The sequence below is a fragment of the Sphaerisporangium sp. NPDC004334 genome, assembly GCF_053602655.1.
In genome coordinates this window covers 46847-67196 of record NZ_JBSGDZ010000024.1, presented here as the reverse complement: position 1 = coordinate 67196, position 20350 = coordinate 46847, and the positions used below count along the sequence as shown (strand labels likewise).

Sequence of the window (20350 nt, the reverse complement as noted above, 5' to 3'; positions counted from 1 at the left end):
AAGGGGGGGTGTCCGCAACTTGGCGGGCCCGGGTGTACCGGTGTGATGCGCCGGTTCGGCGGGGACCACGTCGTCTCCCGTCACACCGGTCCCAGCGGACGCGCACGCCGGGCGCCGTCCGCGGAGGCCACAGAAGTTCAAGGCCGTCCGCGAGAGCCGCGGTGGTCCAGGAGCCGTCCGAGGAAGCCGCGCGGAGGCCGCGGGAGGTTCAGGAGGGGCGGCGCAGCACCTCGCTCCACCGCACCCGGGTGCCCGTGCGCAGCACCGCCCGCTGGTAGACCCGCCCGCCGGCGTACAGCACGGCGGCCACCGCGGCCACCATCAGGCCCATGGCCAGGGCGGTCTCCCACACCGGCACCCGCACGACGGTGGAGCGCACCGGCATGAGCATCGAGGAGAACGGCGGGACGATGGACAGCACCCGCGCCAGCGTGCTGTCGGGCGACTGGCCCACGAAGAACCCGACCAGGTAGGAGGCCGTCATGAGCATCGTCGCCGGGCTCAGAACGCCGTTCAGCTCCTCCTGCCGCGACACCAGCGAGGCGATCGCGGCGAACATCGCCGCGTAGAAGGCGTAACCGAGCAGGAACCACACGACCACGCCGGCCACCACCCCGTAGGTGCCGTCGGGCAGGTGGGGCACCGCGCCGGAGATCTGCGCGGCGGCGAGCCCGACGGCGGCGATGACGACCAGCTGGGCCAGCCCGAGCACGCCGAGGCCGATGACCTTCCCGGCCAGCAACTGCCATGGCCGTACCAGCGTCAGCAGGATCTCGACGATGCGGCTGCCCTTCTCCTCCACGACGCCCATCGCGACCCAGGTGCAGATCTGGAGGAGCAGCATGAACAGGACGACGACGATGGTCAATGCGATCACCATCCGGACGGTGGCGTCCTCGCCGCTGCCGTTCAGCGTGACCCTCGACATGACGGGCACCTGCTGGGCATGGGCGACCTTCGCCGGGTCCAGGCCCGCCGAGGCGAGGTTCTGTTCCGTGGTGACCATGCGGTGGGCGGTGTCGAGCAGGACCGAGAGTCCGGTGCCCAGGACGGTCTTGGAGATCACGGAGGTGTTGTCCACGATCGCCGCCTCGACGTCGCCCGCGGCGACGGCCGCGCGGGCCGCCGCCTCGTCGGCGTAGCGCGTGACCTTGATGGACAGGTCGGCGTCCTGCGCCGCCTGGGCGCTGAGCGCGGCCTGCAGCCGGTCGGCCCGCGCGCCTGCGAGCCCGACGGCGTGGTCGTCCGCGCCGCCGAACAGCTTGGGGAGCATGGCGAGCACGGCGACCAGCACGGCGGTGACGAGCAGGCCGTAGCGGTATCCCTTGGTGCGGCCGCGCACGGCGATCTCACGGCGGGCGACCAGGATGACGGGGTTCACGCGACCACCTCACGAGGGATGCCGGCCAGGGCGAAGGGGTTAACACGACCGCCTCCCGGAAGGAGGTCGGCCGGGGCGAGGAGGTTCACGCGACCACCTCGCGGAAGATGTCGGCCAGGCCGGGCTCCTGCCAGCCGAAGTGCTGGACCCGGCCGGCCCGCGTGGCCAGCCGCAGCGCCTCCTGGTCGTCGGTCGGGACGAGGATCACCTCGTCGTAGCGCCCGTGCTCCTCGGCCGCCGCGAGCGGCGAACGGTCGGTCTTGGCGACGATCTCCCCGGGCAGCCGGTCGGCCCAGCCGGCCTCGGCGCCCGCCACGACGATACGCAGGCGCTTGCGCGACTCCCGTGCGCGCAACTCGGCGACGGTGCCCACCGCGACCATGCGGCCGGCCTTGATGATGCCGACCGAGTCGCAGAGCCGTTCGACCAGGTCGAGCTGGTGGCTGGAGAAGACGACCGGCACCCCGGCGGCGGCGCGCTCGGCGAGCACCCCGGCCAGCGCGTCGACGGCGATCGGGTCCAGGCCGGAGAACGGCTCGTCCAGGACGAGCACCTCGGGATCGTGGATGAGCGCGACGGCGAGCTGGACGCGCTGCTGGTTGCCCAGGGACAGGCTGTCGACGTCGTCGCCGCGCCGCCCGGCCAGGCCCAGCCGCTCGATGAGGGCGTCGGCGGAGCGGCGGGCGTCCGGCGCGGCCATGCCGCTGAGCCGGCCGAAGTACTCGACCTGCTCGGCCACCCGCATCTTGGCGTACAGCCCGCGTTCTTCGGGCATGTAGCCGAACCTGCGGCGGGTGTCGTGGCCGACGGGCGCGCCGTTCCAGCGCACCCGCCCGGCGTCGGCGCCGAGCACGCCCATCACGATGCGCATGGTGGTCGTCTTGCCGGCTCCGTTGGCGCCGACGAAGCCGAACATCTCGCCGGGGCGAACGGTCAGGCTCACGCCGTCGAGCGCGACGGTGTCCCCGTAGCGCTTTTCGAGCCCTTCCACCTCAAGCATGGGGGGATCCCTTCATGATCTTCTCGAGCACCGAGACGTACTCGCGGAAGGCCTCGCGCCCCCGGGGGGTGAGCGAGAGCCAGGTGCCGGGCTTCTTGCTGATGAAGGCCTTCTCGACCTTGACGTAGCCGGCCTCTTCGAGGGTCAGCATGTGCTTGGACAGCAGGGAGTCGCTGACCTCGATGGTGTCGCGCAGGAACCGGAACTCCACGTTGTCCGCGGCGGCCAGCGCCGCCATGATCGACAGGCGGACCGGCGTGTGGATGAGCTGGTCCAGGTCGTGGCGGGGGTGGGCTCCGCTCTCGGTCACCTGGCGCCGTCCCAGGGACGCAGGCGCCAGGCGGCGTACAGCACGGGGACGGCGGCGGCGACCGCGGCGGCGAGACCCGCGGCCACCCACCAGCCGGAGGGCCGCTCGGGCATGACGTAGTACCCGAACAGCGCCACGCCGATCATGACGGCCACCCAGACGAGGGCCACCCGCGAGTGCAGGCGGGAGTGGCCGTAGACGCCGAGGCTGTAGGCGTAGACGAAGGACAGCGCGGTCATCGCCAGCCACGCGATGCCGGCGACCCGCGGAATGGGCGACGAGGCGAAGAACATCGCCGGCCAGTACAGCAGCGCCGCGACCCCCCAGACGAGGTAGAGCCACCCCATCGCGGCGGCGGACCGTCCGACGCTCCTGCGCACGCGACCGATCTGTGCGAGCGCCTCGCCCGCGCTCATGTCCATGTCGGAGCCCGTGTGAGTGCCCGCACCCTGATCATCACCGGCGTTCATGCGCTCATCCCCCTTTCCTGTACTCAACACGCTAGCAAGCACTCAACTCCCATTCAAGTGCTTCACCGAACGTAGAGAACAACGAACCCCGGCACGGCGCGCGAGGCCGTACCGGGGCGGACGAGACGGACGTCAGAGGACGATGATCACCTCCAGCGTGCGGGGGCCGTGCACCCCCTCGACGCGGTTGAGCTCGATGTCGCTGGTCGCCGACGGGCCGCTGATCCAGGTCATCGGCCGTGCCGCGTCCAGGCGTGCGACCGCCTCGGGAACGCCGGGCACGATCTGCCCGGCGCGCACGACGCACAGGTGGTAGTCGGGCACCAGGGTGAGGGCCCTGCGTCCCTGGCCGGGGCCCGCGTCCAGGATGATCGTTCCGGTCTCGGCGATGGCGGCCGCGCAGCCGGTGACCACGCCGTCCGCCGCGTCCAGCTCGGCGGCGGACGGCGGCGGGACGTCGCCCAGCCGTTCCACGCCGGCCGGCAACGCGCCCAGCCACTCCTCGGGCAAGCCACCGGGGACGACCACGCGGCGCGCGCCCCGGCCGGCCAGCGCGTCCGCGACCGTGGCCGCCACCTGGCCGGCGGGGACGACGTGCACGGTCGCCCGGTAGTCGCGGACCCGTTCTGCGAACAGTTCGACGTCGCCCGGCTCATCCCGGGAAGGACGGTAACCGCGCGTCACCTCCACCGGCGGCGCGCCGGCGACGGCCGAGCGGATGCGCGCCAAGATGGCCTCGCGCGAGCTCATCGGCCCACCTCGCGGACGCACGCCACGATCATCTCTCCGTGCGAGCTCATCGGCCCACCTCGCGGACGCACGCCACGACCATTTCTCCCTGCGAGCTCATCCGTCCTCCTCCTGCGTGCGCCGCCACCAGTCGCGGAACGACTCGCGCGGCACGGACGGCACGTCCCGGGTGGCGGTCCAGGCCGCGCCGGGGCCCGGCAGGTGCGTCTTGGGCACCAGCCCGCGAAGGCGGGTGGCCAGCCGCTGGGCGCTCCGCAGCCGCACGGGCTTGTCCAGCACCCAACCGGCGGCCGCCAGCCCGGCCCGCTCGGCCGGGGCGTGCGGAGCCTTGGCCCGCAGGTGGACCAGCACCTCGGGGATGTCGATGGCCACCGGGCACACGTCGTAGCACGCCCCGCACAGGCTGGAGGCGTACGGCAGCGAGGCGTCCAGCTCGGAGGCCATGCCGCGAAGCTGCGGGGTGAGGATGGCCCCGATCGGCCCCGGGTAGACCGAGCCGTACGCGTGGCCGCCGACCCGCTCGTAGACCGGGCAGACGTTCAGGCAGGCCGAGCAGCGGATGCAGCGCAGTGCCTGGCGCCCGACCTCGTCGGCCAGGACGTCGGTGCGGCCGTTGTCCAGCAGCACCAGATGGAACTCCTGGCCCTCCGCGGCGCCGGTCCACATGGAGGTGTAGGGGTTCATGCGCTCCCCCGTGGAGCTGCGCGGCAGAAGCTGCAGGAACACCTCCAGGTCGCGCCAGGTGGGCAGAACCTTCTCGATGCCGACCACGCTGATCAGGGTCCGCGGCAGGGTCAGGCACATGCGGCCGTTGCCCTCCGACTCCAGCACGACGAGCGTGCCGGTCTCCGCGATCAGGAAGTTGGCGCCCGAGACGCCGACCTTGGTGGACAGGAAGCGCTCGCGCAGATGCAGCCGGGCGGCGTCGGCGAGCGTCGCCGGCTCGTCGCCCAGCCCTTCGGGGGCGGGACGGCCCCACTCCCCCATGTGCTCGAGGAAGATCTCGCGGATCTCCGAGCGGTTGCGGTGGATGGCCGGCACCAGGATGTGCGAGGGCAGGTCGTCGCCGAGCTGGACGATGAGCTCGGCCAGGTCGGTCTCGTAGGCGGTGATGCCCTCGCGTTCCAGGGCCTCGTTGAGGCCGATCTCCTGCGTCGCCATGGACTTGACCTTCATGACCCGCGTCTCGCCGGTGGCCTTGATCAGGTCTGTGACGATGCGGTCGGCCTCGGCGGCGTCCGACGCCCAGTGGACGTGGCCGCCCGCCTTGACGACGGCCTCCTCGGCCTGGACCAGGTAGCGGTCGAGGTTGCGGAGCACGTCGTCCTTGATGGCGCGCCCGGCCTCGCGCAGTTCGTGCCAGTCGGGCAGCTCCGACACCACCGCGCCGCGCCTGGCCCGGATGGTGTGGGTGGCCTTGCGCAGGTTGAACCGGAGCTGGGAGTCCGCCAGCGCCTTCTCGGCGTTGCGGGGGAAGGAGGGCATCCCGAGAAAGGTGCCCTGCCCGGGGCCACTCATCGCGTGTCTCCTTCACAGGTGTGGAAGCACGGGGCTCCTTCGCGGGCGGACAGGACCGCTCCGCGTCCGGACGAGGCTCCCTCGCGGGCGGACAGGGGCCGCCTCACCGCTCGGCCTCGGTGCTCGCGAGGATCTCCGCCAGGTGCATGACCCGGACGCCGGAGCGCTGGCGGTTCAGCGTGCCGCCGATGTGCATCAGGCAGGAGTTGTCGGCCGCGCAGAGCACCTCGGCGCCGGTGGTCATGACGTTGGCCACCTTGTCGGCGCACATGGCCGAGGAGACGGCGGCGTTCTTGACCGCGAAGGTGCCGCCGAACCCGCAGCACTCCTCGGCCCCCGGCAGCGGGACCAGCTCAAGGCCCCGGACGTTGCGCAGCAGGGTGGCGGGGCGGTCGCCGACGCGCAGCCCGCGCAGCGAGTGGCACGTCGGGTGGTAGGTCACCCGGTGCGGGAAATAGGCGCCGACGTCGGTGACGCCGAGCACGTCCACCAGGAACTCCGACAGGTCGTGCACCTTGGGCGCCGTCTCGGCAACCGCCCGCGCGAACGGCGAACGCCCCGCGTGGGCGCTCGCGAACGCCGCCGGCCGCGTGGCGCCCATGCCCGCCGCCAGCTTCGGGTACTGCTCGCGCACCATGGCGGCGCACGACCCCGACGGCGTCACCACGGCGTCGTATCCGGCGAAGACGTCCAGGAAGTGCCGGGCCAGCCGGACGCCCTCGTCCCGGTAGCCGGTGTTGGCGTGCATCTGACCGCAGCACGTCTGGGCTTCGGGGAACTCCACCTCGCAACCGAGGCGGCGCAGCAGCGTCACGACCGCCTTGCCGGTGTCCGGGAAGAGCGTGTCGTTGACACACGTGATGAACAGTGCGACCCGCATCGCGGCCTTTCCTCAAGACGCTCCGGACCTACCCGGAACGAACGCGCCGGTGGACGCCCCTGGGACCGAGTATGGTCAGACCATACTCCAGGCGAGAGGGACGGTCACGTGGCGGACGGCACGCGACGCACGCGCGCGTTCGAGGAGGTGCTCCTCCAGGTCGAACGGCGCATCGCCGACGACGGCCTCAAGGTGGGAGACCGCCTGCCCGGCGAGCGGCAACTGGCCGAGCAGCTCCAGGTCAGCCGGTCCTCGGTCCGCGAGGCGATTCGCGTCCTGGAGACGCTGGGGGTGGTGTCCTCGCAGGTGGGCCGCGGCCCGGACGCCGGGGCGGTGCTCACCTCCCGGCCCGACAGCGCGCTGACCGACCTGCTGCGCCTGAGCCTCGGCCTGTCCAGCCTCTCGCTGCGCGAGGTCATCGACACCCGCCTGATGATCGAACGCTGGTCCGCCGAACACGCCGCGCGCGCCGCCCCCCTGCCGGAGCCCGCCGAGGCGCTGAGGGAGGCGATGCTGGCCATGGAGGCCGCCGCGAGCGCCGAGGACTTCGTGCGACACGACATCGCCTTCCACGTGGCCATCGCCGAGGCGTCGGGCAACCGGCTCATCGCCGCGGTGATGCGCGCGCTGCGCGGGGCGATGCGCAAGTACGCGATCGAAGCGGTCGACCGGCTCGGCGACACGCGCGTGCTGCGCGAGGACCACCGCCGCATCCACGACGCCATCGTCTCCGGCGACGCCGCCACCGCGGTCGACGCCGTGACCGCGCACCTGGCCCACGCCTACCCCGAGCTCTTCTAGGACGTCCGCCGGCCCACGATCATCTCCTTTCGGGCCGGCCGCCGGGTTCGGTGGCGCGTGTGCGTGTTCAGGTGAGCCGGCGTTCCTTCTGCTGCTGCATGAGCTCCTCGATGGCGGTGGGCAGGGTCGTCTCGAAGTCGATCAGTTTGGCCCAGGTCGGCTTCACCACGACCCGGACCATGCCGAGGTAGAGCGACTTCACGCCTTCCTCCCACTCGGCCCTTTGCTCTGGCGTCATCTCATAAGTGCCGTTCCACTGGAGGTACTCCTCCGGGATGCCGTCGACGACGTCCAGCTCCGCCCGGCCGCGGATGAGCAGGACCTTCGGTGGGTGCGACTCGGTGTCGACCGTCAGCGCGACCGCGGGATTGCGGCGCAACGCCGGGAGTTTCCGCGCGTTCGTCGCCGTGCACATGACGATCTCCACGCCGTTCCAGGTGAAGCCGATCGGGATCGACCGGGGCGTCCCGTCAAGCGCGATGAAGGCCAGCCTGGCCAGATCGCGGGCCAGCAGTTCCTGGCTGAGCGGGCGGTTCAGCACCTCGTCGATGGCGTGCTGGTCCATGGTCCGAGCTCCTCAGTCGTAATAGCGGCGGGCGCTGGACCCGACGCGGGTGATGTCGGTGCCGTAGATGTGCAGGCTGATGGCGATCTCGTCGCCGACGTTGCGGATGCGGTGGATGTCGCCGGGCGGTGCGAAGCCGCTGACCTCGCCGGGCGGGTTGTCCCGCGTGCCAACGGGGTTGAGCGCTTCGTCGAACAGTTCCTCGTGCTCGATGCCCGACAGCACGCCCACGACGCACCAGGTGATGTGGTCGTGGATCCGAGTGGTCTGCCCAGGGCGCCAGACCAGGCCGAGAATGGAGAACGCCCCGTCGGGCTCGGCGTGCAGCAGGTGGCCCGCGACCCGGTCGGGCCGGCCGAGACGCTGATCGGGCGTCAGGACCTCCGGGCCGGGCAGATGCGCCCGGAGCCGATCGGCGACCAGGTCCGCGGTGTCAGTCCAGCCGGCCCGCACGTCGATCGCCTGGCGCACGGCCACGACGAGATCGGTGAGCGTCGCCAGTGTGCGCGTCATCGCCGCGTCCTCCTTCGCAGAGCGGGTTCGTCCCACTCAGCGTCCCGCGCGCCGACTGATTCGTCTAATGACAAGGATTGAGCTAACTCATGCGTATTGTTTATGCATGCTGGACATCCTGCGGTTACGGGTCCTCGCGGCGATCGCCGCGCACGGCTCGGTCACCAAGGCCGCCAAGCACCTGAACTACTCCCAGCCCGCCGTCAGCCATCATCTGGCCAGGCTGGAGGCCGAGACCGGCGCCAAGCTCGTCCAGCGGGTCGGCCGGGGCATCCGGCTCACCCCCGAGGGCGAGCACTTGGCCCGCCGCGCCGCCGAGATCGTGGGCCGGGTCGACACCGCCGCCGCGGAACTGTCCGCGATGGTGGGCCTGCGCACCGGACGGGTCCGGGTAGCCGGCTTCCAGTCGGCGCTCGCCGCGCTGGTGCCGTACGCCGCGGGCACCCTGCGCCGCGAGCACCCCGGCATCGAACTGCGCCTGATCGAAGCCCACCCGCGCGTGGCATTCGATCTGCTGCGAGCCGGGCAGGTCGACGTCGCGGTCGTCTTCCGCTACGACGACACGACACCGGACGACATCCGCGCCACGCACCTCTTCGACGACCCGATGTACCTGCTCAGCCTCGAACCCGGCCAGACACTGGCGGGCAACCGCGACTCCGCCTGGATCGCGGGCTGCGAGAACTGCCGCCGCGAGTTCCTCGAGGCCTGCGATAGGGCGGGCTTCGTCCCGCCCATCGCCTACACCAGCGACGACATCATCGTCCAGCAGGCACTGGTCGCCGCGGGCATGGGCGTGACCACCATGCCGGGGCTGGCACTGCGCACTCACCGCGCGCCCGGAATCGAGGCCAGCGCCCTTCGCGACTTCCGGCGGCACGTCTACCTGGCCACCTATGGCGACCCGCCGGACCCGCCGGCGACCACCGCCTTGGTCAGCGCGCTGCACCACGCCGTCCAGCAGGTCCGGCCAGGCGAGCCGGCCCCACCCGCGTAGGGTTCCGCACTCGGCGCACCCCGGCCCCGCGGGCAGCCCTCGACCCTGTGGATAGAACGTGTTCTAATTGCGCGGGCGGACCTTGGAGGATGGGCATGAGCGGTGAGCTGAGGCTGGGGTTGAACCTGGGCTACTGGCAGCGGGACGCCGACGACGCCACCGAGGTCGTCCAGACGGCCGAGCGGCTCGGGTACGACTCGGTGTGGACCGCCGAGGCGTACGGGTCGGACGTGTTCACCCCGCTGGCCTGGTACGGCGCGCGCACCAGCACGATCAAGCTCGGCACGAGCGTGGCGCAGATGTCGGCGCGCGCCCCGGTCACCACGGCCATGACCGCCATGACGCTCGACCACCTCACCGGAGGCCGGCTGCTGCTCGGCATCGGGGCCTCGGGGCCGCAGGTGGTGGAGGGCTGGTACGGCGCCCCGTTCCCCAAGCCGCTCGCCCGCACCCGCGAGTACGTCGACATCATGCGCAAGGTGTGGCGCCGCGAGGAGCCGGTCACGAGCGACGGCCCGCACTATCCGCTCCCCTACCCCGGCGGCGCCGGGCTCGGCAAGCCGCTGAAGTCGATCACCCACCCGCTTCGGCGGGAGATCCCGATCTACCTCGGCGCGGAGGGGCCGAAGAACGTCGCGCTGGCCGCGGAGATCACCGACGGCTGGCTGCCACTGTTCACCTTCCCCGAGAAGATCGAGAGCATGTACGGCCCGTCACTGGCCGCCGCGCGACCGGGTTTCGACGTCGCCGCGATGGTCTACGTCATGATCACCGATGACGTCCAGGCCGCCCTGGACGGAGTGAAGATGATGCTCACGCTGTACATCGGGGGCATGGGCGCCAAGGCGCGCAACTTCCACGCCGACATCGTCGGCCGCATGGGCTTCGCCGACGCCGCCCACAAGATCCAGGAGTTGTACCTGGCCGGGCGCAAGGACGAGGCCTTCCGCGCCATCCCCGACGAACTGGCCGACGGCATCTCCCTGGTCGGCCCGCCCGGCCGCATCCGCGAGCGCCTCGCGCCGTGGCGCGCGAGCCCGGTGACCACCCTGCTGGCCATGGGCCCCCGCGACGAGCCGACCCTGCGCACCGTCCGCGACCTCGTGCTCGGCTGATCAGGCGGCGGCGCGGCACCGGGGCGGCGAGCACGAGCCGCGCCACCCCGATCCCGCCGAGGCGGCTTGGGGAAGGCCCCGGCGCCCGCGGGACGGGCGCCGGGGGTCGGGTCAGTTGAGCTGGGTGAACCTCCACTGCTGGTTGGTGCCGCTGTTACAGGTCCACTGGACGAGCTGGACGTCGTTCGCCGTGGAGGCGTTGGGAACGTCCAGGCACTTGCCGCCGTTCGCCGAGATCACCCGGTAAACGTTCGTCCCGACGGATTCCAGGCGCCATCTCTGGTTGGCGGCGCCCGAGCATGCCGACTGCTGGACCAGGGCGCCGTCGGCGGTGGAGGCGCTCGCGACCTGCATGCACTTACTGCTGTGCACGGCGGCCAGGGTGTAGGTCCCGCTTCCCGCGTCGGTCACCTTCCACTGCTGGTTGGTGCCTCCGCCGGCCGTCCACTGGATGACGGCGGCGCCGTCGGCGGTCGACTGTCCTCTGACGTCGGCGACCTTGCCGCTGTGCCCGGCGGTCAGCGTGTAGTTGCGCCCGCTCTGCGGGCCACCGGTGTTGCCGCCGCCCTGGCCGACGCCCTTGCCGTTGAAGGTGATCGAGTCGAGGTCGTAGGCGTTCGCCGTCGGCGCCCGGAACACCAGGTAGTAGTTATGGGTGCCACCGGGGTCGGTGACCGTCGCCGCCGTCAGGGACTGGTAGGTGTTCGAGCCGCCGGTGCTCGGCACCGAGCTGGAGGCGACGAGCGTCCCGGTCGGCGAGTCGGCGCGCAACTCGATCGATCCGCCCGTGTTGGACGCCGCCGAGACGCGGAAGGACACCGAGTCGATCCCGGACAGGTTCATCGGCGTGTAGGAGACCCAGTCGCCGCCCGAGATCTCGCCGACGCGCCTGCCGCCCTCGGCTCCGCTCTGGTCCACGACCTGGACGCCCGACGAGCCGGTGAAGAACTCGGCCTGCTTGTGCTTGGGCTGCAGCGTGATCCCTGTGCTGCCCTTCAGGCCGCTCTTGTCGGTGTACTCGGCCAGCAGCACGTAGTAGACGTTGGCGGCCTCGTCGTGCCCGGACGCGGTGGTCGTGATCGTTCCGGAGCAACCGGTGACCTGGCCGGTGTCGTGGCTGTGCGTGTCGTGCCCGAGCGCGGGGATCACCGTCACCTTCGAGCAGTCGATGGTGCCGTCCTCGGGATCGGTGACGGTCACGTTGTAGTTGACGGTGTCACCGAAGTTGATGAACCCGCCGTCCGGCGGAGCGCTGAAGGCGACCGTGGGACGGGTGTTGCCCACCCCGATGGTCAAGGTGATGGTGCCGGTCTTCCCGCCGGAGTCCCGTACGGTCAGCCTGGCGGTGTAGGTGCCGTTGGAGCTGTAGGTGTGGGACGGGTTCGCGCTGGTGGAGGTCGCGCCGTCCCCGAAGTCCCAGGCGTAGGTGATCGCGTCGCCATCCGGGTCCGACGAGCCGGCGGAGGAGAACGCGACGGTCAGCGGCGCGCTGCCGGTGTCCGGCGTGGCGCCGGCCTTGGCGATCGGGGAGCGGTTGCCGCCTCCGCCGCCGATGTAGTCGATCCGGTAGATGCCGTCGTCGGTGTTGGTGTGGCCGAAGCCGTTGCCCCAGTCGGCGTAGTACAGGGCCCCGTCCGGGCCGAACTTCATGTCGACCGGCGCGTGCAGGGAGAGCTGCGGGACGAAGGAGTTGATCTTCAGCAGGTTGCCTGAGGAGTCCAGCCGCAGTTCCTTGACGAAGTTGCGGCTCCACTCGTAGAAGAACGGCGTCTTGTCGAAGTACTCCGGGAACTTGCGGTCGGAGGAGCTGCTCGCGTCGTAGTGGTAGAACGGGCCGCCCATCGGGGCCGCGCCGCCGCAGCAGTTGATCTCGGGGAACTCCGCGGAGGCGTGGTAGTTGTACCAGATGGTGGCGGACTTGGCCGCGGGCAGGTTGGTCAGCCCGGTGTTGTTGGGCGAGTTGTTGACCGGCGCCGAGCAGTTGAACTTCGAGCCGGAGGTGTTGGTGGAGAAGTTGAAGTCGTTGAACGGGATGTTGTTGCCGACGCAGTAGGGCCAGCCGTAGTTGCCCGGCTCCTTGATCAGGTTCCACTCGACGGTGCCCTCGGGACCCCGGTTGGAGTTCGCGGACCCGGCGTCGGGACCGTAGTCGGCCGCCGAGATCCAGCCGGTCTCCTTGTCGACCGAGAAGCGGAACGCGTTGCGGAAGCCCATCGCGTAGATCTCGGGACGCGTCTTGGCGGTCCCGGGCGCGAAGAGGTTGCCGCTCGGGACGGTGTAGGTGCCGTCGGACTCGGGGTGGATGCGCAGGATCTTGCCGCGCAGGTCGTTGGTGTTGGCCGCGGACCGCTGGGCGTCGTAGTGCTCGCGCCCGGACCGCTCGTCGATCGGGGCGTACCCGCTGGAGCCGTTGGGGTTGGTGTCGTCCCCGGGTGCGATGTAGAGGTTGCCGTTCGGGCCGAACGCCATGTAGCCGCCGGTGTGGCCGGGCTCGTCGACGTTGCGGTACGCGGGAACCTCGATGATCTTCTTCTCGCTGGACAGGTCGAGCGTGGTGCCGTTGATCGTGAACCGGGACACCCGGTTCACCTCGCCGCCGTTGCTGGGCGAGTAGTTGAGGTAGACCCAGCGGTTGGTGGCGAAGTTCGGGTCGAGCGCCAGGCCGATGCCGCCGTCCTCGCCGCCGTCGTACACCGACAGGGTGCCGATCGTGCGGGGGGAGCCGCCGGGGGCGATCATGTTGACCTTGCCCGACCGGGAGATGTAGTAGAGCGTGCCGTCGGCGGCCACGTCCAGCTCCATGGGCTGGTCGGGCGCGCCGTCCAGGGTGACCTTCTGGAACCGGGTCGAGACCGTGCCGCCGCAGTCGCCGGGTTCGTAGCCCGCCGCCCACTTGACCCCGCCGAGCAGGTGCTGCTTGAACAACGTCTCGGAGTAGGAGGAGGCGTTGTGGCCCATCGCGGTGGCCCACACCCGGCCGCCCTCAGGGTTGTGACACCAGGAGATGGGGTGGTCGGCGCCCATCTTGTTCGCACCGGCGTCGTAGGTCGTCTCGTCCGCGGTGACCAGCACGTGGACGCTGCCGCGCATGTTCTTGTCGAAGTTGTACCACTCTTCGGTGCGCGTCCACCGGTCCGGCAGCCCCACGGTCGACGGGTGCACCTTGTCGGCGACCTTGGCCGTGCCCTGCACGATGGAGGAGTGCTGGGTCATGTGGGCGCCGCCCAGCACGACCTGGTCCCACCAGGGGAACTGCGACTCGATGTTCTGGTCGACGGCGTTGTGGATCGCGACGATGCCGTGGCCACTGCGCACGTACGCCTGCGCGGCCGCGCGCTGCGAATCGTTGTCCCAGACCATGCCGGAGGTCTGGAGCATGATGACCGCGTCGTAGTTGTTCAGGTTGGTCGTGTTGAAGACGCTGGAGTCTTCGCTCCGGTCGAGCTGGAAGTTGTTGGCGGCGGCGAGTTGCTGGAACATCGTGATGCCGGCGCTGATCGAGTCGTGCCGGTAGGCGCCGGACGCCGTCTTGCTGAACAGCAGCACCCTGTACAGGGGCGCCGCCGCGTTGGCCGCCGGCACCGCGCCGAACGGCAGCATCAGCAGCACGGCGGTCAGGATGAGGAGCAGGCGTGGTCTTCGCATTCGGGATCTCCAGGGGACGGACGACGCCGGCTCTCGGCCGGCGCCGCGGAGGAGGAGCGGGATTTCGATGACGGGGGTGGTCACCTCCAGAGGGTGCGCAGGAAGGACAGTCCCTCGGTGGCGAGGGCGTCCTGGGTCGGGGCGAGCGGGCGCCAGATGGACGCGGCGGTGGCGATGGTCGTGTTGTCGGCGGTGAAGGACTCGATCACCAGCGGACCGGCGTAGCCCGCGTCGCGAACGGCGGCGGCGAAGCCGGGCCAGTCGAAGTGGTCGGCGCCCGGGGCGCCGCGGTCGGTCCCGCACACCTGGATGTGCGCGATCCGGTCGCCTGCCAGCCGTACCGCCCGCGCCGGGTCCTTCTCCTCGATGTTCATGTGGTAGGTGTCCAGGGCGAGGCCGCAGTCGTCCGGGAGGGCTTCGAGGGCCTGCTCGACGGTGTTCAGCAGGCTGGTCTCGTACCGGTTGAGCGGTTCGACGCCGATCCGGACCCCGCACTCGCCCGCGTGGGCGAGCACGGGCTTGAGATTCTCCCCGAGTTCGGCGTAGACGGCGCGGCGCTCGTCCGGGCTCATCGGCCAGACCCGGCCGACGGAGGCGTAGGCGGGCCCGCTCACCGCGGGCGCGCCCACGGCCACCGCGACGTCCACGCAGTGCCGCAGATAGTCCTGGGTCTCCCCGATGGTCCAGCTCGGCGCACTGACCAGTTCGCGCCCTATAGGCATCGTGAGCACGACCGACGCGCCCAGCCCGAGCTCGGCCAGCAGGTCCGCCGCCCTGCGGGGGTCCCATTCGCCCGGCCGCTCGACCGGCAGCTCGATGACGTCGAACCCCCACTCCGCGATGCGCGGCGCCAGGGCGGCCAAGGAGTCGTCGGTGAGCGGCGAGACCCATACCCAGGTGTTGACGCCGATCAAGGCTTGCCACCCCACTTCTCGGGGTAGCCGGGCAGGTCCTCGCAGCCGCACAGCGCGTAGTGCAGCGGCGGCATGCCCGGCTTGAGGTAGGTGGCGAGGTTCTCCTGGGTGACCGTCGGCTGGGGCAGGTTCCACACCTTCGGCACCTGCTCGCCCTTGAGGATCTTGAGCGCGGCGATCACCGGAGTTCGCCACTGGTAGGTCGGGTAGGTCGGGGCGATCGCGGTCAGCTTCGCGTCGCTCCACTTCTGCAGGAAGTCCTCCTGGTCCTCGCCGTTGATCGGCGGCACGGGCTGCCCCGCGTCCTCGAAGGCCTCGACCGCCGCGACGGCGGTGGCGCCCGCGTCCATCCAGACGCCGTCGATCTTGCCGTGCCGCTGGATGTAGTCGCCGACGATGCTCTTGGTCTTGGCGGCGTCGCCGTCGGTGAACTCCACCCCGACGACGTCGAGGTCGCTCTTGTCGAAGGCGATCTTCGCCGCCGACCAGCGGGTCTCCAGGACGTCCACACCGGGAAGGATGCGCAGGGCGAGGATCTTCCCGCCGGCGGGCACCTTGCCGACGAGGAACTCGGCGGCCTCGGCGCCGAAGGCGTAGCCGCCGATCGGCTTGATGAAGGTGACCGGGCAGTCGGTCTGCACTCCCCGGTCGAACACGATCACGGGCAGCTTCGGACACGCCCCGGAGACCGCGGGGGTCAGCGTCGCGGTGGTGTTCGGGGAGATGATCAGCGCGTCGCAGCCCTTGCCCTGCAGCTCGGCGATGTCGGAGATCTGTTTGTCGTCCTTGCCCTCGGCGTCGAGCATGGTGAACTTCTTGATCTCCTTGTGCAGGCCCACCTCCGCCTGCATGGTCTTCAACCCGACCTGCCGCCACGGGTTGTTGACCGCGGCGTTGGAGAAGCACAGGTGATAGGGCCCGTCCTTCTTGTGCTCGGCGGTGTCGACCAACTGGGGGTCGATGCTCTGCTCCCACGGCTTGCCGTCCGGGCCGGCCGGCTGGGCCGACCTCATCGCCATCTGGGCGTCGTAGTCGCCCTGCACGAAGAACTTCGACTGCTCTCCGGTGTTCGAGCCGGACGACGGCGCCGCCGAGGCCGCGGCCGTCGTCGGCGCGGCGGAGGCGGTGGGCCTGTCGGTGGTGCAGGCGGCCATCGACGCCACCAGTCCGGCCAGCGCCACGCCGGCGAGGGCTTGCCGCGAGGAATATCGCAAGGTCGTTCCTTTCGATCGGTATCGGGTCAGGTCGCCGCGGCTCTTCTGCGCGGGAGGCTCACGGCTCCCAGCGCCACCGCGGCGATGATGATGACCCCCTGCACGGCCGGCTCCAGTGCCCCCGAGATGCCGTACAGATTGAGCAGGGTGAACAGCGCCTCCAGGGTGAAGGCGCCCGCCATCGCGGCGACCACGGAGCCGCGGCCGCCACCGAGGGCCACGCCGCCGAGCACCACCGCGGTGATGGCCTGGAATTCGAGACCGGCGCCGACCTGCGCGGAGACGCCGGCGAAACCGCCGAGCAGGATCGCCGCGACCGCCGCGGAGAGCCCGGAGATCATGAACGCCACCGTGCGGACCCGCGCGACCCGGACACCGGACAGGGCCGCGGCCCGGTCGTTGTCGCCGGCCGCGACCAGCGTGCGGCCGAAGTCGGCGCGCATGACCAGCATCGCCACGGCCCCGGCCACCACGAGGATCAGCACCGACCAGGGCACCGGGCCGAGGCTCCCGCGGCCGAGTTCGCGGAACTGCGAGGACAGGGCGCCGCGGGGCGCTCCGCCCGTCCACAGGAAGACGGCCCCGGACAGGATCAGCAGCATGCCGAGGGTGGTGATGAACGACGGCACCCGCAGCAGGGTGGTGACGACTCCGTTGACCAGCCCGGCCAGCAGCCCCAGGGCGATCAGCAGGGCCAGCACGGGCCAGGTCGCCTCCGCCGAGCCGTCGATGAGCCGGGCGGCGATCACCACCTCGGCGGTGACCAGCGAGCCGACGGACAGGTCGTACTCGCCGGACACGATCACGAAGTACTGCCCGGCCGCGAGGATCACCAGCGGCGCGGCGCGCTTGACGAAGGCGAGGAAGGCGGGCGGCTCCAGGAAGTACGGGTTGATGACCGCGATGGCCACCAGCAGCCCGGCCAGCACGACGAAGATCGGCAGCGCTCGCCTCATGCCGTACGCCTCCCGCGCGCGTAGATCGCCAGGGCGGCCACCAGGACCACGCCGCGCACGACGTCCTTGGCGAAGGAGTTGATCTCAAGCTGGTTGAAGACGCTGTCGAGGACGGCGAGGAGCAGGACTCCGCCGACGGTGCCGGCCACCCCGCCGCGGCCACCGGCCAGCGCCGTCCCGCCGAGCACGACCGCGGCGATCGACTCCAGGTCGTAACCGCCGTCGGTGCCCACCGTCGGAGCGCCCGCCCCGAGCCTGGAGGCGAGCAGCAGCCCGGCGATCCCGGCGCAGAGCGAGCACAGCACGTGGGCGACGACCACGACCCGCCCGGTCCGCACGCCCGAGAGCCGCGCGACCTCGGCGTCCCCGCCGACGGCGTAGATCCGGTGGCCCAGGCGCGTCCTGCTCAGCAGGAACCACACCGCCGCCGCCACGGCGGCCCACAGCAGCGCCGACACCGGCAGCGGGCCGATGCGGTCGTACCCGAGATGCTGGAAGGAGGGCGGCACGCTCCCGGCCGGCCCGTCGTACCGCCAGTCCAGCACTCCTCTGATGATCAGCGCGACCCCGAGTGTGGCGATGAAGGGGTGCACCTTGAGCCGGGTGACCACCAGTCCGTTCACCAGCCCGACCGTCGCGCTCACCGCGAGCGCCGCGGCGACCGCGGGCACCACCCCGGCGTCCCCGCCTGCCATGATCTCGGCCGCCACCAGGGAGGTCAGGCTGATCAGGTAGGCCACCGACAGGTCCAGGCTTCCGGTCAGGATCGCGACTGTCTGCCCCACGGCGACGATTCCCAGCGCCGCCGACCGCTGCTGGATCCCGACGACGTTCTCAAGGCCCAGGAACCCGCCGCCGTCCAGTTCGAACAGCACCCAGCCCAGCGCGATGAGCAGGACCAGGGCCAGGTACACCGCGCGCGCGGGCCGATCGGCCGACATCCACCCGAGATGGGCCACGCGAGCGGAGACCCGCCGCGGTTTGACGTGCTCGGTCATGACGCGGCCGCCAGGCGCATGACGTCCTCCTCTGACGGGCCGGCCGGCAGCACACCGGTGACGCGGCCTTCGCGGAGCACCACGATGCGGTCGCTCATGCCGATGAGCTCGGGAAGCTCGGAGGAGATCATGAGGATCGCCATGCCACCGCGTGCCAGTTCGCGCATCAGGTCGTGGATGGCGGCCTTGGCTCCGACGTCGACGCCACGGGTGGGTTCGTCGAACAGCAGAACGCGCGGCGCGACCGCCATCCACTTGGCCAGCACGACCTTCTGCTGGTTTCCTCCGGACAGCAACCGGACCTCCTGCGCGGGCCGGGGTGGTCGGAGCCCCACGCGCTCCAGCAAACGGTCCACTCCCTCCGGGCGCCGCCCGGTGGCCCGGGCGACCAGCAGGGCGTTGTCGCGCACCTGCTGGTCCAGGAGCAGCCCCTCGGCCTTGCGGTCCTCGGTGACCAGGCCGATTCCGGCCGCGATGCCCTCGCGGGGCGTCCGGGGACGGCATGGGCTCATCTCGCCGGTGGTGAAGGGCTCGGCGCCGAACAGCGCCTTGGCGAGTTCGGTGCGGCCCGAGCCCTGCAGTCCGCCCAGCCCGACGATCTCGCCCGCCCGAAGGTCGAGGTCGATGCCGCGCAGCTTGGCGTTGCCGCCGCCGCGCACGCGCAGCACCACCTCCCCGGGCGGCTGCGCGGCCCGGGGCGGGAAATAGGAGTCCAGCTCCCGTCCGACCATCAGACCGACCAGCGCGGCGGTGGTCAGCGTGGACGCGGCGGCGGTGGTGACCCGGACGCCGTCCTTGAGCACCGTGATGCGGTCCGCGAGCTCGAAGATCTCGCGCAGCCGGTGCGAGATGTACAGGACCGCGATCCCGCGCCCGGTGAGCCGCCGCACCAGGGTGTAGAGCAACTCGACCTCGTGGTCGGCCAGGGCGGCGGTCGGCTCGTCCATCACCACGATGCGCGCGTTCAGCGACAGCGCCTTGGCGATCTCGACGACCTGCTGCTGCGCGACCGACAGCCGCCGGACGAGATCGCGCGGGCCGAAGGACTCCTCACCGAGCGAGCGCAGCAGCTCACCGGTCGCCGACTCCATCGCGGCCCGGTCGACCAGCCCCCACCGGCCCGGTTCCCGGCCCAGGAACACGTTCTCGGCGACCGTCCGCTCCGGCAGCAGAGTGAACTCCTGATGGATGATCGCCACCCCGGACCGCTGCGCCTCGACCGGATGCCCGAACGCCACCCGCCGGCCGTCGATCTCGATCGTCCCCTCGTCCGGGGTGTGCACCCCTGCGAGGATCTTCATGAGCGTGGACTTGCCGGCGCCGTTCTCCCCCACTACGGCGTGCACCTGTCCGGCGGCCGCTTCCAGGTCCACGTCCCGCAGGACGCGGACGCCCAGGAAGCTCTTGCCGATGCCGGTCATCTTCAGCACGCGACCCGCCCTGCGGGGCATGCGCCGGCGCCGGCCGGGGCGGGAACGGCGCGCGGTGTCACGGCGGTGAGCCCGGCCATGACGAGTCTGCGTACCGCGTGTGGCGCGGCTTCGCGCATGGGCGCTCCTAACGAGGATGCGGGGGTGGGCGGATGACCAGGGCGACGGCCGTGGTGGTGGCGGTCGGCCGGCGCCATCGTGGCGAAGGTCGCACGTCGCGGCGTGGAGGTCCTTCGGGCGGATCTTTGTGCGGATGCGGGTATGGGTGTGGGGCGCGGGTGCGGCGTGTCCTGTGCGGATGCGGGTATGGGTGCGGCGTGGCCGGCGTCCGGCGCGGTCTGCCGGGCGATCCGGCAGGCGTCGCGCCGGAACCTGCGCGCACAGGTCGGGAGCCGCCGGTCCCGGCGGTCTCCACCTGTGGTGTGCGGGGCCCTACCTGGCTGCCACGCGGCCGGACGGGCGCACCCCTCCACCGGCTGCGATGAAGGCGGCGGACAGGGCACTCTCCGTCCGGCCCGGCAGGGTGGCCGGGGTCAGGTGTTCCGCGACCACCGTGCGCGACCGGGTGTAGCCGGTGCGTCCCTCCGGGGGTCGCCTCGTCCGCGAAGCTTGTTCCGATCGGTCACGTGCTTCTCCAGGTTGGCATGGCCTCGCGAGGCATGACATGGGATGTCTCCGAAGCCGGCAATGGAAGCCGACGTGGCCGACCACGTTGTGAAGGAGCCGTGAGGCGCCTCCACACCCGCCGAGATGTGGCCCAGCCGTACAAGTCCTCGAAGGATGTGTGACCCGAGGTCTTGGCTACCAATTACGTTGGATCGCCTCGGGCGCGTCAAGACCTTAGGCATGCCTATTTTCCGGGATCGGCGGTCCGGCCTCCGGTGCGGCCGGCG

General features: G+C 71.1%; 18 protein-coding genes. 3 read left to right on the top strand and 15 right to left on the bottom strand.

The features are described 5' to 3' along the window. Positions 1-208: 208 nt before the first annotated feature. From ACWEN6_RS28965 to ACWEN6_RS28935, 7 genes are all read right to left on the bottom strand, one after another. Positions 209-1381, bottom strand: a complete 1173-nt coding sequence (locus tag ACWEN6_RS28965) for an ABC transporter permease (RefSeq protein WP_452574606.1) — start codon at positions 1379-1381, stop codon at positions 209-211. 85 nt (positions 1382-1466) lie between these two features. After that, complete coding sequence (locus ACWEN6_RS28960; RefSeq protein ID WP_452574604.1) at positions 1467-2381, bottom strand: ABC transporter ATP-binding protein; 915 nt, start codon at positions 2379-2381, stop codon at positions 1467-1469. Continuing rightward, the gene (locus tag ACWEN6_RS28955) at positions 2374-2691 is read right to left on the bottom strand and encodes a winged helix-turn-helix domain-containing protein (RefSeq protein ID WP_354850531.1); all 318 of its coding nucleotides are present in this window, start codon (positions 2689-2691) and stop codon (positions 2374-2376) included. Before ACWEN6_RS28955 ends, ACWEN6_RS28960 begins: the two co-directional genes overlap by 8 nt. Next, the gene (locus ACWEN6_RS28950) at positions 2688-3161 is read right to left on the bottom strand and encodes a hypothetical protein (RefSeq protein WP_452574602.1); all 474 of its coding nucleotides are present in this window, start codon (positions 3159-3161) and stop codon (positions 2688-2690) included. Before ACWEN6_RS28950 ends, ACWEN6_RS28955 begins: the two co-directional genes overlap by 4 nt. Positions 3162-3293: 132 nt before the next feature. Then, positions 3294-3911 (bottom strand): LutC/YkgG family protein, encoded by a 618-nt coding sequence (locus ACWEN6_RS28945; protein WP_452574600.1) that lies wholly within the window; start codon positions 3909-3911, stop codon positions 3294-3296. A gap of 96 nt (positions 3912-4007) precedes the next feature. Then, on the bottom strand, positions 4008-5429 hold the full coding sequence (locus ACWEN6_RS28940) for a lactate utilization protein B (RefSeq protein ID WP_452574598.1): 1422 nt from the start codon (positions 5427-5429) through the stop codon (positions 4008-4010). 103 nt (positions 5430-5532) lie between these two features. Beyond that, positions 5533-6309 carry a (Fe-S)-binding protein gene (locus ACWEN6_RS28935; protein ID WP_452574596.1) on the bottom strand — a complete coding sequence of 259 codons (777 nt, stop codon included), beginning with the start codon at positions 6307-6309 and terminating at the stop codon, positions 5533-5535. Positions 6310-6417: 108 nt separating this feature from the next. Here ACWEN6_RS28935 and ACWEN6_RS28930 point away from each other — a divergent pair, with 108 nt between their 5' ends. Further along, complete coding sequence (locus ACWEN6_RS28930; RefSeq protein WP_452574594.1) at positions 6418-7110, top strand: FadR/GntR family transcriptional regulator; 693 nt, start codon at positions 6418-6420, stop codon at positions 7108-7110. A 67-nt stretch (positions 7111-7177) separates the two neighbouring features. Here ACWEN6_RS28930 and ACWEN6_RS28925 read toward each other — a convergent pair whose 3' ends face one another. After that, positions 7178-7675 (bottom strand): pyridoxamine 5'-phosphate oxidase family protein, encoded by a 498-nt coding sequence (locus tag ACWEN6_RS28925; protein ID WP_452574592.1) that lies wholly within the window; start codon positions 7673-7675, stop codon positions 7178-7180. Positions 7676-7687: 12 nt separating this feature from the next. Then, entirely contained in the window at positions 7688-8188 is a 501-nt protein-coding gene (locus tag ACWEN6_RS28920) for a cysteine dioxygenase (protein WP_452574590.1), read from the bottom strand. 106 nt (positions 8189-8294) lie between these two features. On the opposite strand from ACWEN6_RS28920, the gene ACWEN6_RS28915 reads away from it, so the two are divergent. Both ACWEN6_RS28915 and ACWEN6_RS28910 read left to right on the top strand, forming a co-directional pair. Next, positions 8295-9185 (top strand): LysR family transcriptional regulator, encoded by an 891-nt coding sequence (locus tag ACWEN6_RS28915; protein ID WP_452574589.1) that lies wholly within the window; start codon positions 8295-8297, stop codon positions 9183-9185. Between the two features lie 95 nt (positions 9186-9280). After that, positions 9281-10300 carry an LLM class F420-dependent oxidoreductase gene (locus ACWEN6_RS28910; protein ID WP_452574587.1) on the top strand — a complete coding sequence of 340 codons (1020 nt, stop codon included), beginning with the start codon at positions 9281-9283 and terminating at the stop codon, positions 10298-10300. Positions 10301-10411: 111 nt separating this feature from the next. Here the strand turns inward: ACWEN6_RS28910 and ACWEN6_RS28905 are convergent, their stop codons facing one another. From ACWEN6_RS28905 to ACWEN6_RS28880, 6 genes are all read right to left on the bottom strand, one after another. Further along, the gene (locus ACWEN6_RS28905; protein WP_452574585.1) at positions 10412-13945 is read right to left on the bottom strand and encodes a ThuA domain-containing protein; all 3534 of its coding nucleotides are present in this window, start codon (positions 13943-13945) and stop codon (positions 10412-10414) included. An 80-nt stretch (positions 13946-14025) separates the two neighbouring features. Next, the gene (locus ACWEN6_RS28900) at positions 14026-14859 is read right to left on the bottom strand and encodes a sugar phosphate isomerase/epimerase family protein (protein WP_354850495.1); all 834 of its coding nucleotides are present in this window, start codon (positions 14857-14859) and stop codon (positions 14026-14028) included. Further along, positions 14856-16013 (bottom strand): substrate-binding domain-containing protein, encoded by a 1158-nt coding sequence (locus ACWEN6_RS28895; RefSeq protein WP_452574722.1) that lies wholly within the window; start codon positions 16011-16013, stop codon positions 14856-14858. Before ACWEN6_RS28895 ends, ACWEN6_RS28900 begins: the two co-directional genes overlap by 4 nt. An 86-nt stretch (positions 16014-16099) precedes the next feature. Then, entirely contained in the window at positions 16100-17029 is a 930-nt protein-coding gene (locus ACWEN6_RS28890; protein WP_452574583.1) for an ABC transporter permease, read from the bottom strand. Beyond that, complete coding sequence (locus ACWEN6_RS28885) at positions 17026-18027, bottom strand: ABC transporter permease (protein WP_452574581.1); 1002 nt, start codon at positions 18025-18027, stop codon at positions 17026-17028. Before ACWEN6_RS28885 ends, ACWEN6_RS28890 begins: the two co-directional genes overlap by 4 nt. After that, the gene (locus tag ACWEN6_RS28880; RefSeq protein WP_452574720.1) at positions 18024-19448 is read right to left on the bottom strand and encodes a sugar ABC transporter ATP-binding protein; all 1425 of its coding nucleotides are present in this window, start codon (positions 19446-19448) and stop codon (positions 18024-18026) included. Before ACWEN6_RS28880 ends, ACWEN6_RS28885 begins: the two co-directional genes overlap by 4 nt. Positions 19449-20350: the final 902 nt, after the last annotated feature.

Excerpts from the sequence above, each read along its gene's own strand:
- ACWEN6_RS28935 (WP_452574596.1), bottom strand. The coding sequence starts at position 6,309 with ATGCGGGTCGCACTGTTCATCACGTGTGTCAACGACACGCTCTTCCCG.
- ACWEN6_RS28925 (WP_452574592.1), bottom strand. The coding sequence starts at position 7,675 with ATGGACCAGCACGCCATCGACGAGGTGCTGAACCGCCCGCTCAGCCAG.
- ACWEN6_RS28940 (WP_452574598.1), bottom strand. The coding sequence starts at position 5,429 with ATGAGTGGCCCCGGGCAGGGCACCTTTCTCGGGATGCCCTCCTTCCCC.
- ACWEN6_RS28890 (WP_452574583.1), bottom strand. The coding sequence starts at position 17,029 with ATGAGGCGAGCGCTGCCGATCTTCGTCGTGCTGGCCGGGCTGCTGGTG.
- ACWEN6_RS28905 (WP_452574585.1), bottom strand. The coding sequence starts at position 13,945 with ATGCGAAGACCACGCCTGCTCCTCATCCTGACCGCCGTGCTGCTGATG.
- ACWEN6_RS28920 (WP_452574590.1), bottom strand. The coding sequence starts at position 8,188 with ATGACGCGCACACTGGCGACGCTCACCGATCTCGTCGTGGCCGTGCGC.
- ACWEN6_RS28945 (WP_452574600.1), bottom strand. The coding sequence starts at position 3,911 with ATGAGCTCGCGCGAGGCCATCTTGGCGCGCATCCGCTCGGCCGTCGCC.
- ACWEN6_RS28880 (WP_452574720.1), bottom strand. The coding sequence starts at position 19,448 with ATGACCGGCATCGGCAAGAGCTTCCTGGGCGTCCGCGTCCTGCGGGAC.
- ACWEN6_RS28910 (WP_452574587.1), top strand. The coding sequence starts at position 9,281 with ATGAGCGGTGAGCTGAGGCTGGGGTTGAACCTGGGCTACTGGCAGCGG.
- ACWEN6_RS28885 (WP_452574581.1), bottom strand. The coding sequence starts at position 18,027 with ATGACCGAGCACGTCAAACCGCGGCGGGTCTCCGCTCGCGTGGCCCAT.
- ACWEN6_RS28915 (WP_452574589.1), top strand. The coding sequence starts at position 8,295 with ATGCTGGACATCCTGCGGTTACGGGTCCTCGCGGCGATCGCCGCGCAC.
- ACWEN6_RS28950 (WP_452574602.1), bottom strand. The coding sequence starts at position 3,161 with ATGAACGCCGGTGATGATCAGGGTGCGGGCACTCACACGGGCTCCGAC.
- ACWEN6_RS28960 (WP_452574604.1), bottom strand. The coding sequence starts at position 2,381 with ATGCTTGAGGTGGAAGGGCTCGAAAAGCGCTACGGGGACACCGTCGCG.
- ACWEN6_RS28895 (WP_452574722.1), bottom strand. The coding sequence starts at position 16,013 with ATGGCCGCCTGCACCACCGACAGGCCCACCGCCTCCGCCGCGCCGACG.